This window comes from Mesorhizobium sp. M1273 (assembly GCF_040318195.1).
GTDB lineage: Bacteria > Pseudomonadota > Alphaproteobacteria > Rhizobiales > Rhizobiaceae > Mesorhizobium.
Genome location: NZ_JAMYLV010000006.1, coordinates 151192 through 163498, shown reverse-complemented (window position 1 = coordinate 163498; position 12307 = coordinate 151192). Strand labels below are relative to the sequence as shown.

At 58.6% G+C, this 12307-nt stretch carries 6 protein-coding genes; 4 read left to right on the top strand and 2 right to left on the bottom strand.

Going from position 1 to position 12307, the window contains the following annotated elements:
* Window positions 1–144 precede the first annotated feature (144 nt).
* Both NKH30_RS09550 and NKH30_RS09545 read right to left on the bottom strand, forming a co-directional pair.
* Window positions 145–1758, bottom strand: coding sequence for a calcium-binding protein (locus NKH30_RS09550; protein ID WP_352994975.1), 1614 nt, complete (start codon window positions 1756–1758; stop codon window positions 145–147).
* Between the two features lie 754 nt (window positions 1759–2512).
* Complete coding sequence (locus NKH30_RS09545; protein WP_352994972.1) at window positions 2513–4447, bottom strand: calcium-binding protein; 1935 nt, start codon at window positions 4445–4447, stop codon at window positions 2513–2515.
* A gap of 941 nt (window positions 4448–5388) precedes the next feature.
* On the opposite strand from NKH30_RS09545, the gene NKH30_RS09540 reads away from it, so the two are divergent.
* Genes NKH30_RS09540 through NKH30_RS09525 form a run of 4 tightly spaced genes read left to right on the top strand, consistent with a single transcriptional unit; the run spans window position 5389 to window position 12079 of the window.
* Window positions 5389–6609: a glycosyltransferase gene (locus NKH30_RS09540; RefSeq protein ID WP_352994970.1), complete on the top strand. Its 1221-nt coding sequence runs from the start codon at window positions 5389–5391 to the stop codon at window positions 6607–6609.
* Window positions 6606–7862, top strand: a complete 1257-nt coding sequence (locus NKH30_RS09535) for an O-antigen ligase family protein (protein WP_352541728.1) — start codon at window positions 6606–6608, stop codon at window positions 7860–7862. Before NKH30_RS09540 ends, NKH30_RS09535 begins: the two co-directional genes overlap by 4 nt.
* A 4-nt stretch (window positions 7863–7866) precedes the next feature.
* Window positions 7867–9861: an asparagine synthase (glutamine-hydrolyzing) gene (asnB, locus tag NKH30_RS09530; RefSeq protein WP_352541727.1), complete on the top strand. Its 1995-nt coding sequence runs from the start codon at window positions 7867–7869 to the stop codon at window positions 9859–9861.
* Between the two features lies 1 nt (window position 9862).
* Window positions 9863–12079 carry a GumC family protein gene (locus tag NKH30_RS09525; RefSeq protein WP_352994967.1) on the top strand — a complete coding sequence of 739 codons (2217 nt, stop codon included), beginning with the start codon at window positions 9863–9865 and terminating at the stop codon, window positions 12077–12079.
* Window positions 12080–12307 lie beyond the last annotated feature (228 nt).

Below are 12307 nucleotides of genomic sequence, written 5' to 3'. Positions count from 1 at the left end.
AATTCGCATTGGCGATAATGCGACCAACTTCGATCTCTCTGATGTCTGCCGATATCGCATTTTTCTTAGTCAAGCTTCCGTGGCGCAATTGAACACGGACGGAGCGGCGGACACGCTCGAGTTGAAGGTCCGCCGCTCCGGTTTTCAGATCAAAGAGTGATGCTGCAACGGGAGATGGGTAGCGAGCTGCGCTTGAGCTGCGCCGCCGACCGCGTCGCTGTCGAGAGAGAGCGACCCGGTTGAGCTGTCAAAGATGATGTGGTGGGAACCATCATCCGTGGCCGTAACAGCAGGGGACGTATGCAATGAAAGCCCTCCCGACTTGAGGTCGGCAAGCGCGGAGTGGTCGAGCTGGACTTTGTCCTGAAGCTTGCTGAAGTCGAAGGCATCGTTGCCGTGACCGGATGTCAGGTCGGCGACGGCGCTCTTGTGGACACCGGCGCCGGCATTTTCGTTGCCCTGGAGCAGTTGGGCGAACCCGTGGCCGGTCAGGCTGGTTGCCGTTTTCTCGGATGGGCTGCTGGTCGCGGCAAGCTCCGAGCCGGACGAAAGCGCGGGGCTCAACGCGGCCAGCACCCGGTCAACGCTGCTGCCTCCCTTGTCGCCGGCAGTATCATGGCTGGTGTCGTTGCTGCCGAACAGATCGGTCAGAGCGTGAAAACCGCCGCGGTCGGAGGGGGAAGCGGCGGTCACAGTCGAACTGCCATCGCTTGCGATGGGGTGCGAAGGCGCCGTCGCGGTCGAGCTGCCATCGCTGGTGCTATCGCCGGTGGAAGGGGCGGTCGCAGTCGAGCTGCCATCGCTCCTGGTGGCGCCGGCGGCGGTCGCAGTCGAACTGCCATCGCTGGTGCTATCGCCGGTGGCGGCATGGGAAGGCGCGGTCGCAGTCGAGCTGCTATCGCCGGTTGCGGCATGGGAAGGCGCAGTCACAGTCGAGCTGCTATCGCTGGTGGCGGCGTCGGACGCGGGCGCAGCAGCACTGCTGTCACTGCTGGTGATGTCTGAGGCCGCAGCGGTAGTGGTGTTGTGTTCCCGGAAAACGGCTTGCAGTTCCGAGGAGCTTTCAAGCGCGGTATCGCCGTTCTGCGTTCCCCACTTGTAGGTATAGTCGAAGGCGGGTGACGGAACCAGCTTGGCCCAATGATCCATCATGGTTTGCATCTGTTCGGTGGTGGGCATGACCTGTCTGCCGCCATCGGAAGTCTCCCAATTGCCGCCGCCAAAGGCCTGGAAGACCGGAACGATGTTGCTGATCGGGATGCCCGACTTCACCGCTGCAGCCACGGCTCGGTCGATCATGTCGTAGTCGACCGTGTCCGTTCCCGTGCGCACCGGATAGGGGTCTATTCCAAAATAGTCGATATGCGTGTTGGCCGGATTGTAGGTGTTGGTAAAATCCGGATTGGTAGGGGATCCCATATTCATCATGGTGACGAAGGTCTTGGCGCCTGGAAAATGCTCATGGATCCAGTCGGATTCCGCCTTCAGGTTCTCGGCGGTTGCATAGGTGCCCCACCTGCCCGTGGGATCGGGCTCGTCAACCAGATAGAATCCGAACACATTCGGATTGCCGAGGAAGGGGGTCATTTTCTCGATGAAGGATGAAGTTACGCCCTCGTGCTCGTTGAGGTACACCAGACCCTTCATGCCGTCCGGCAACGCGTCGACTTGCGAAGCGTACTGAACGTCAGCCAGATTGAAGCCGGCAGTTGCGATTTCGGTGGCGGATCCACCCGACGTATAATGCAGAGTTGCCATCCAATATTCCTTTTTCTGATTTCGATAGCGCCCGGCGTCTACCTACAGACGGCGTATATTAGCGCCAAATCACATACAGACACCCGTCGATAGAATCATTGACCGTTTGTAGGAATGCTGCACGGATTGTGACTTATTTTGACAGCAGCGACTTAGGACAAGATGCTTATTGTCTTCTGATGTCAGAATGATGCCAGAATTGCGACTTTATTTTGAAGGCGCTGTAGTTTTTGAAGTTCCTCGATATTTTTATAATGGCTATACATTTATAGATTTTAATGCGTTAGACGTCAACTTTCGTACGGAAATTCAAAATGACGTTAACCTCTGACTCCGGGCCCCTCCACAGTTTCACTGCCCAACCAATTAGCTGTGGACAATTCGTAGGCATCTGCGCGCTCGTCACCTGGTATCGGTCGGCAGATCTCCGTGATCGAAATCAAATCAATTTAGGAAACCTCCCAAAAGGTGAGAGTAGGGCTGGTTCCCAGCTGGAGAGCCTGAGGGCCTTGGCCGCCTGAGCACCGTCATGTGTCCGCCGCTCCGCTAAACACGGGGGCTGCGCGGCGGACACGCCGACGTCACCGCAATGCCACGCCATTTTGCTGAACTTGACGCACACAACTCGAACCCGCTGGGTGACGAAGGTTGAGCATCAGCCAGAAATGGGCATCCCGCTTTGGAAAAATCCGGTGCTTGAACAAAGATAAAGCGGCGGACCGTCTCGAATTGAAGGTCCGCCGTTCCGGGTCGTTCAGATCACAAGGAACGAACCTGCCGTAAGCGACAGACCTGGAGAGAGAGTGGCGAACTGTATTTGAGCTGCGCCACCGATCCCGTCGCTGTCGAAAGAGAGCGCTCCTGTTGAACTGTTGTAGATGATATGGTCGGAGCTATCATGCGCAGCCGTGCCAGCAAAGAAAGCGTCGGATGAAAGGCCGCCCAATTTAAGCCCGGCAAAAACGGCGTCGTCGAGCTGGATCTTGTCCTGGAGCTTGTTGAAGTCGGTGACCTTGTCGATATTGCCGGCTCCAAGAGCGCTGTTGAACACGAAGGCATCATTGCCTCCGTTACCGGTCAAGATGTCAGCACCGCCGCCACCATTGATGACATTGGCGCCGGCATTGCCCTGGATGGTCTGGGCAAAGGCGTTGCCGGTCAGGTTGATTGCAGACGTACTGGACGGATTGGTGGTGGCGAGGAGCTCGATCTGCGAGCCGGCCAAAAGGGCATGGCTCACCGAGGCGAGCACTTTGTCGCTGCCGCCGCCCACTGCCTCGTAGACTTTGTCGCCGGCGTTGTCGACATAGTAGGTGTCATTGCCGCCATAGCCGACCATCTTGTCGGCGCCGCCGCCGCCATTGATGATGTTGGCGCCGGCGTTGCCCTGAATGGTCTGGCCGAATTCGTTGCCGGTGACGTTGATTGCCGTCGTCCCGGACGGGTTGTTGGTGGCAAGAATCTCAATCTCCGAGCCTGCTGAAAGCGTATGGCTCACCGAAGTGACCACCCTGTCGGCGCCGCCACCCACCGCCTCAATCACCCTGTCGCCTGCATTGTCGACATAGTAGGTATCGGGGCCGCCATAGCCAGCCATCGTGTCGGCGCCACCGCCGCCATTGATGATATTGAATCCGGCATTGCCCTGGATGATTTGGCCGAATTCGTTGCCCGCGAGGTGGATTGCCATCGTGCCGGACGGATTGCTGGTGGCGAGAAGCTCGATCTCCGATCCGGCCGCAAGCGCATGACTTGCTGACGCGAGCACTTTGTCGGTACCGCCGCCTGCTGCCTCAATCTCCTTGTCGCGGACATCTTCGACATAATAGGTGTCATTGCCACCATAGCCGATCATCGTGTGGCCGCCGGCGCCGTGAAACACATCGTCGCCGCTGGTGCCATACAAGGTGTCGCTTGTGTCGACTGGAGGCGGTTCGGTCCCAGTCGTTGCGAGGTTGTGCTCCCGGAAAACGGCTTGTAATTCCGGAGAACTCTCTAATGCGGTGTCGCCGTTCTGCGTTCCCCATTTGTAGGTATAGTCGAAGGCGGGTGACGGAACCAGCTTGGCCCAATGATCGATCATGATTTGCATCTGTTCGGCGGTGGGCATGACCTGTCTGCCGCCGTCGGAAGTCTCCCAGTTACCGCCGCCGAAGGCCTGATAGACCGGAACGATGTTGCTGATCGGGATGCCCGACTTCACCGCTGCAGCCACGGCTCGGTCGATCATGTCGTAGTCGACCGTGTCCGTTCCCGTGCGCACCGGATAGGGGTCTATTCCAAAATAGTCGATATGCGTGTTGGCGGGATTGTAGGTGTTGGTAAAATCCGGATTGGTCGGGGATCCCATGTTCATCATGGTGACGAAGGTCTTGGCGCCTGGAAAATGCTCATGGATCCAGTCGGATTCCGCCTTCAGGTTCTCGGCGGTTGCATAGGTGCCCCACCTGCCCGTGGGATCGGGCTCGTCAACAAGATAGAACCCAAACACATTCGGATTGCCGAGGAAGGGGGTCATTTTCTCGATGAAGGATGAAGTTACGCCCTCATGCTCATTGAGATAGACCAGGCCTTTCATGCCATCCGGCAATGCGTCGACCAGCGAAACATACTGAACGTCAGCTAGATTGAAGCCGGCGGTTGCGATTTCGGTGGCAGAACCACCCGATGCATAGTGCAGAGTTGCCATCCATAATCCCTCATTTTGATTCGATAGCGCCCCGCGGATGTCTGCCTACTAGAGGGTGTATATTAGCGCCAAATCACATACCTGCAGGCTCTGATAGAATGGTTGATCGCCAATAGGAATGCTGCACGGAAGGAGTAACTTCCATGGACATAATAAATAAGTAACAAGAATATGATCCCATCAAAGGGCCGTGTTTTATCCAGCCCATCTGGTTAGATTGAAAGACAGATAGTTAAATATCTAGAGCGTATCTTGCAGATCGCTGAAATAAACTTGTAAATTATGTTTCTATCTAACTGTTCACCCGCGCATTGAGAGATCAGACAGACGTTCACCTAAGAGCCAGACCCCTCCACAGTCTCAATCCCGCAACCAATTAGTTGTGGATAATTCGTAGGTGTCCGCGCGTTCGTCGCGTGAAATCGGTCGGCAGATCAGGTCGCCGGCGTCGGAACGGTCCGAATCGGCTTATCCGCTGGTCGCAAGGAGGCAGGTTGCGCCAGGAGTTGTGGCTGAGGGGTCGACTATCATGCCTGGTAGCACAAGCGGGACAAGCTGAGGCGCGAACCCGGACCGGGAGCTTAGGAATCCGACGCGCCCAGCGTAGAGCAGCCGTACAACGCACGACTGTCGGAAGCGCTTTCTTCGGTTGCCTTATCAGTTGCAAGTCCGGCTTGGCCGAACCCCTAGAGTTCGAGGCGCAATTCATCACCGTACCCGTTCCTATGCACCACCAGATGCCGTCGAGGCGGTTCGCGATACCCGTAAGGCCGTGATCCCCATGCAGTTTGCCTCATTCAAACAGACGAGGACAGTATGCAAGCCTCCTCCTACCGTATCCTTTCACGCGCACAGAAGTAACGAAGCAAAACCATGAAAGCAGATGCGAAAGGCAGTTACTTCACGCGACCGGAACACGGCGCACGGACGGGAGCTTCGGGATGAATCCGCATCTCGTTTGTGTGGGAGGCGAAGATCACGCCCTGAGAATTCCGTTCCTAATGTCGCTGCGCGAAAGCGGCTTCCGGGTCACGGCAGTTTCAACCGGCGATGAGGCTGCGTTTTTGCGGCATGGCATTCCGCATCGCCGCTACGGTTTCGACCGATTTGCCAGCGGCACTGGCGAGTGGACCGCTGTAAGAGTGATTCGGAAATTGCTTGCGGAACTCCGGCCTGACATCGTCCAAAGCTTCGATACCAAGCCTAACCTGCTGACACCCATTTCGGTGCGCGGAACGGTCCCGGTCGTGCGCACGATCAACGGCCTGGGCTGGACATTCTCATCGTTGGAACCGCGGGCTCTGGCCTTACGTCCAATTTTTTGCGGACTACAATGGCTTGCCTCCTTCTGGACGGCAGCGACGGTATTTCAGAATCGGGACGATGAGGCTTTCTTCAAGCGCTTTCGATTGATTGAACCTGGCAGCGGAAGAGTGATCCGCAGTTCTGGCATCGATGTCGATGCGTTCGCTATGGCCAGGCAGCTTGCTCCGCCGGCGGCGAAAATGCGCCAGGAACTCGGGCTCCAGTCAGCAGAGATCGTAATTTTTGTGGGCCGGCTAACCCGCCAGAAGGGCATCCCGACGCTGCTCCAAGCAGTCCCCCGCGTCCTTTCTAAAAGGCCTAATGCGCGTTTCGTGCTTGTCGGCCCTTGGGAGTCCGAAGGTCCATTTGCAGTCGACAAGTCGGAAATCGATAGACACGCTCCTCATATCATCGCGCTAGGCCCACGACGCGATGTTCCAGCCCTTCTTGGCATGGCCGACGTGTTCGCCTTCCCCACACAATATCGAGAAGGAATCCCGCGCGTCCTGCTCGAGGCAGGGCTGGCGGGATTGCCCATGGTCGCCTCAAAGATGCCCGGCTGCAATGAGGTGGTCGAGGATGGATGGAACGGCTACCTAGTCCAACCCTACGACGCCGATGGCCTTGCATCTCGAATAGTCGACATCCTGTCCGACCGCAGTCACGGAAAAATCATGGGCGGTCGTTCTGTCGAACTCGTCCGTGAGCAGTTCGCGCTGCCGCGGGTGGTCGCTCAGTATTGCGATCTGTACGAAAATATCCTTCGCGCCAAATCCCACGGTGGCCTCGCCCGACCGGCGTATCCGATCTTAATTAGAGACGATGCTGTCAGCGGTAGATTGGATGTGCGCCGATGATCCGGGACGCGATCCTGGCCTGCGGGCTCGCAACGACCTATGCGGAGCAACTCGACATTCCCGGGTCGCCCTTGGGGATTGGCGAACTGTTCCTCGTGCTTTGGATCATGCTGTCGATCGCGCGCGTCCTTGCCGGCGGTCGCCTGGAGACCAGGCCGGCGCTGACACTCCTTGCAAGTTACTGGACGATCATGGCGCTGGCTCTGGGGGTCGGCACCGTTGTCGGCTATCTGACCACAGTTCTATACCTGACGGGCCTGATGCACGATACGATGGCCTACCTGCTGTTGGTCAGCGTCACCTGCCTTGCCGTTGCAGAACCCGACGCCGACCGCCATCTCCGTCGTACTGGCTGGTGGGTCGTGGGTATCGCGAATATGGCCCTTGCCATTCAGCTGGGACAGGGCTGGGGCTGGATCCCCCGAGCTGGCGTCGATCCCTGGTACTGGGACCGCTTTCGCGGCTGGTCGCACAATCCAAACCAGCTCGCACTCTACTGCGCAATCTTTGGCCCGCTAGCCTTGCATCTTGCGACCACCACCAGCAATCGATGGGGCAGGTTTCTTGGGATCGCCAGCTTGTTCCTAACCTTCTATGTCGGGAGGCTGACAAAGAGCGATACCTATTTGTATACCAGCATCCTGACCTGCCTGACGTTCCTCGGGCTGCGGATCAGGACATGGCTCAAGACCGGTGGCAACAGGGGCAGCTTTTCACGGCAAGCCGTCCTCCTGTTGCTCGTCGGTATCCTTCCGTTGGCGATCGCGATAACCCCCTACGCCGTGACGGAGGCGAGCGTCCTCGAAAACTTCGCCAAGGGCCTGACCAAGGACAAGGGCGGCGAGGCCACTGCCGAAACCGCCGCACTCCGCGTGCATCTCTGGGACGAAGCAATAGAGAAGGGCGCGGAATCCGGGTCGTTGGGCCTTGGTCCAGGTCCGCATCTCGAGCGCCCATCAGTGTTCGAATCGCAATTTCTGGAACGACCCTTCGAGGCTCACAACACGATCCTCGACCTGTACACTCAAGGTGGACTTATTGCGGTTCTGGCGCTGGTCTGGATCGTCAGCGCCGCCATCGTGTCGGTATGGCGTGCGAAGCTCGACGCGCTGTTAGCGCTCGTGGTGTCAATCGCTATTTTCGGAATGCCGCACCTGATCATCCGTCACCCGATCGTGTGGTTTGCGCTGACCATCTGCCTTGTCGCCGGTGCTCCGAAAGCAGTTTCTGCAATCTCCAACAATCCGGGTTAATGGCATGTGTGGTATTGCCGGAATTCTTCTTGCCCCCGATTCAGCCGACACGAAGCCGCTCAAGGCAATAGAGCAAATGACGGCCGCGCTTCGTCACCGCGGACCGGATGGCGAGGCATTCTGGATACATAGCGAAGCCGGGCTTGCCTTCGGTCACAGGCGTTTGGCCATTGTTGATCTGTCGGAGGCCGGCCGCCAGCCAATGCATTCCGAAAGCGGCAGATACGTCATTACGTTTAACGGCGAAATATACAATTTCCGCGATCTGCGCTGCGAACTGGAAAGTACAGGTCGTCATTTCAGGGGCACCAGCGATACCGAGGTCATGCTTGCCGCTATTGAGAATTGGGGCCTCGAAAAAGCACTCACACGCTTCGCCGGCATGTTCGCGCTAGGACTGTGGGATCTGAAGACGAGGACGCTCCATCTCGCCCGCGACCGAATGGGCAAAAAGCCGCTTTATGTCGCCTCAACACGTGATGCGCTTGTTTTTGCCTCTGAGTTGAAGGCGATCACCCGTTTTCCAGGTTTTTGTCAGGAGCTCGATATCAATGCGGCCGCGGCGATGCTTTCGAACGGATGGGTACCGGATGACAGCTGCATCTGGCGAGGCGTGTTCAAATTACCGCCGGGTTCGGTCCTGTCGGTGACGGCCGCTGACTTCGCCGCGTCGCGAAGTGCCGCCTCGCTAGCGCATCGTATTCGATACTGGTGGTCGCTAGCCGAAACCGCCACCAAAGGGCGGGCGGAGCAGGTCGTCGGCAGTGACGAAGAACTTACCACTGAACTGGATGGCCTGCTTCGACTTGCCGTTCGGGAGCGCATGATCGCTGACGTTCCGCTCGGGGCCTTCCTGTCGGGCGGAATAGACAGCTCGACGGTTGTAGCCCTGATGCAGGCTCAATCGGACAAGCCGGTGCGCACGTTCACGATCGCTTTCGGAGAGGGCGGGTTCGATGAGGCTCCCCACGCGGCGGAAGTCGCGCGGCATCTGGGCACCGACCATACCGAACTCAACCTTTCGGCTGCCGTAGCGCGCGAAGTCATTCCAGAATTGCCGCAGATCTGGGACGAGCCTTTCGCTGACGAATCGCAGATACCAACTCTGCTGGTGGCGCGGCTCGCCCGCCGGCACGTTACGGTGGCTCTGTCGGGTGACGGTGGCGATGAATGCTTCGCCGGCTACGCCCGCCACTTCATGGCTGCCCGCCTGCGACGACAGCATACTCTGCCGTCGGCACTGCGTCGGGCGCTCGCGGCAGGCACTGGGTTACTGGCCCGTGCAGCCCGTCACGATCTCGTCGGGAAGCTGCCGCTTTCGGAGGGTGCACGGCATGCGCTGCGGGGCGACCGGCTGGATCGCCTCGCTCAGCTGCTCGCTGCAGCCGATGAGGACGAGTTGTTTCGGCGACTGACGAGATCGTCGACCGAGAACCTCAGCCTGCACCAGCCCCCCTCATCAATCCACGTCGAGCACCGGCTTGATGGGCTGCTGTCCCGTCTTTTGTATGACGATATGGACGGCTACCTGCCCGGCGATATATTGGTGAAGCTGGACCGCGCCAGCATGGCCAACAGCCTCGAGGGGCGGTGCCCGCTACTCGATCATCGGGTTGTCGAATTCGCCTGGCGCCTGCCGACGAATACCAAGGTTCGTAATGGCAAAGGTAAGTGGATCCTTCGTCAGTTGTTGCGCCGGTACGTTCCGCAGCGACTGATCGAGCGGCCAAAGCAAGGTTTCGATGTTCCTATAGCAGTCTGGCTGAGGGGCCCGCTGCTCAGTTGGGCAAACGATCTTGTCGCCGATATGCGCGTCTCCGGAGACGGAATTTTCGACCTTGCGAAGGTGGATGCGTGCTGGCGCGGTCACGTCGATGGCAGGCACGACCATTCTCGCGAATTGTGGCCGGCTTTGATGTTCCAGGCCTGGCACAACGAGGCAAGGCGGCCATCGCCGCCAGCAACGGGTTCTCGCGTGCCCGAACTTACAGGAGATTAAGATGGAAGGGTCCATAGTTAGCCGCATCCACCTTCCGCACGTTACCGAAATGCACTTGCCTGCGCGCGAAATCACTCCGCGCATGAAACGGCCGTTGCGTGAGCATATGGACACGCAAACCCCGCTCCATCAGCTCCTCGTTACCCTCTCAAGAAAAAAGTGGTTCCTCCTGGCCATGGTCGTCGCAGGCGGTGTCTTGGCCGCGCTTGGAGGGCTTGCACGGCCTGCCCTATACGAGGCCACCACGCAGGTAATCGTCGACGCACCTAGTAGAGCAGCCCCTGCCGGCGGCTTGATCTCTGCTCAGGATCAGCTGGATTCCAGCATTGACGACCATATCACCATGCTCTCATCGCAAAGCCACCTGCGAAGCGTAGTGGCAGCGCTGCGCAAAACGGATGCTGCCAATGGTGCTAAACAGGCTGGTGCTCGAACCGGAAACCATCCTCCGAAGCCTGTTGGCGTCGAGCCGCTGAATTTGCGCTCGGTTCCAGCCGATTTGCTGGCCAAAATTTGGCCGCGAAGCACGCCGGCGGAGCCAGATGCGGCTGAACTCAAGGTGCTGCGTGAAGGTATGAGGATCGGCCAGGAGCTGCGATCGAGAGTTATCAGTGTCGGCTTCACCGATCACGATCCGGCGCGAGCCGCTCTGATCGCCAACACGTTCGTCGAAGTGTATATTGGCGATCTGGCAAGGAAAAGCCAAGCGTCGGACAGGCTGGAACTCGACTCGATAGTCTCCGGGCTGCCGACTATACAAAGCAGTCTGGCAGAAGCGACCGATCGTCTGGAGAGATATCGGTTGAGCCATGGCGCGGTCGATCAAGGTGCGGCGGACAATGCTGCCAAGGAGACAGCCGAACTCACTCAGCAAATTTCCTTGTCGAAAGCGGACCTCTCCGCAACGGAATCTCGACTCCAACACATTCAGGACTTGCGAAAGGGGGGCGCGCCCGTTGCCTCGGTAGCCGAAGCCATCGGATCACCCTTGCTGGCCGATCTCTTGGCAGGCCAGGCCAACGGCACGGCAGATGAGAATGTCACAAATGCGATCGATCGTGAGATCGAACAAGAAATCGCCCGCGTCGCTGCTGAGGCAAACATCTATCGCTCCCAGATTGCGGCGCTGCAAAAGCGTAAGGATGTCCTAGATGCGGTTGTGGCCGATACAGCCGGCCGGCTTTCCGGACTGCGTGCACTCGAGCCGCAGGTCAGCATCCTGACGCAGCGCTACAACGACCTTTTGACCCGGCAACAGGACTTGATGCGGCGTATTGCAAGTCCATCCCCCGGAGTCAGGCTTCTCTCAGCGGCGTGGCCCCCTACCAATCCAACGACTCTTTCGCCAATTTTTCTTATTCCGCCTGGCATGGTCGTGTTTGGCCTGATTGGAGGGATTTTCATACTTGTCCGCCAACGCTTCGATCGCACATTGCGCGGAGAGGCCGAAGCTGAAGCAGCGCTCAAGGTTCCGTGCCTCGGGCTAATACCCCAGGCTCCCACAATGCACGCGAAGCGACTGCAGCAGCTGGTTTCAGGCCAGCAGGGGTGCAGATACAGCCGCGCCGTGACGTCCCTGCTTGTCGCCGCGGCGCCCCAACAGGCAAGGGATTACTCGAACATAATCTTGATAACATCCTGCGGTGAGGATGATGGCAAGACCGAGCTCGCATGGAGCATGGCCTTGGCGGCCACCAGACTTGGAGGGCGAGTACTCTTCATTGATCTGGACCGCACGGACCACCGCCTTACGGGCGAGTTTGTGAAGGAATTCAGCGCACGTAAGCCGCACAATTTTTTCGGAGACTATGTGAGTGACCGTTGTGCACTGCACGATGCGATAGCAGGAATGTCGGCGATCGGGATCGACTTCATGGCGCTCGCACCGTCGGAGGATCTGCTGCCCTTGCTGTCCAGTGTCGACGGCTCCCCTTTCAAAGATGAACTGCACTCGATCTATCGGGTCGTCATCATAAATGGACCGCTGGGGCTTGAGGGACCAGAGGCCAGGCTCCTGACAGGCTGGGGTGACGTGGTTCTTTTCGCCGTTCGCTGGGCGAAAACGCGACGCAGCATCGCGCGAGGCGTTCTGGACCTGCTTGCGGGCGATGCACCAGCTTCGGTCCCCGTCGCAAGCGTTCTCACGAAGGTTAATCTCAGGAAGCACGCTGGTTACCGGTTCGGGGACAGCGCTGACCTCTTGCTGGAGAGGACATGACGAGCGCGGCTCTTGTTGTTGCGCACTTCCCGCTTGGTTGAAAATCACCGCGCTAGGCGCTGCGCCGATCGGCTGCTGGGCGCGGGCCATCCGGCAGTAGCTGGGGTTGTCGCGGAGAGATCCATCCGGAGCGTGGGTCCGAAGTGTCACAACGGAACCTACGGCCAGGAGCCGCCGGACGGGCATTCATGAATTCCGGACCCCCATCTGAGGCAACGCGCCTGACGC

Coding starts and splice junctions, on each gene's coding strand:
- NKH30_RS09535 (WP_352541728.1), top strand. CDS start 6,606: ATGATCCGGGACGCGATCCTGGCCTGCGGGCTCGCAACGACCTATGCG.
- NKH30_RS09545 (WP_352994972.1), bottom strand. CDS start 4,447: ATGGCAACTCTGCACTATGCATCGGGTGGTTCTGCCACCGAAATCGCA.
- NKH30_RS09550 (WP_352994975.1), bottom strand. CDS start 1,758: ATGGCAACTCTGCATTATACGTCGGGTGGATCCGCCACCGAAATCGCA.
- NKH30_RS09525 (WP_352994967.1), top strand. CDS start 9,863: ATGGAAGGGTCCATAGTTAGCCGCATCCACCTTCCGCACGTTACCGAA.
- NKH30_RS09540 (WP_352994970.1), top strand. CDS start 5,389: ATGAATCCGCATCTCGTTTGTGTGGGAGGCGAAGATCACGCCCTGAGA.
- asnB (WP_352541727.1), top strand. CDS start 7,867: ATGTGTGGTATTGCCGGAATTCTTCTTGCCCCCGATTCAGCCGACACG.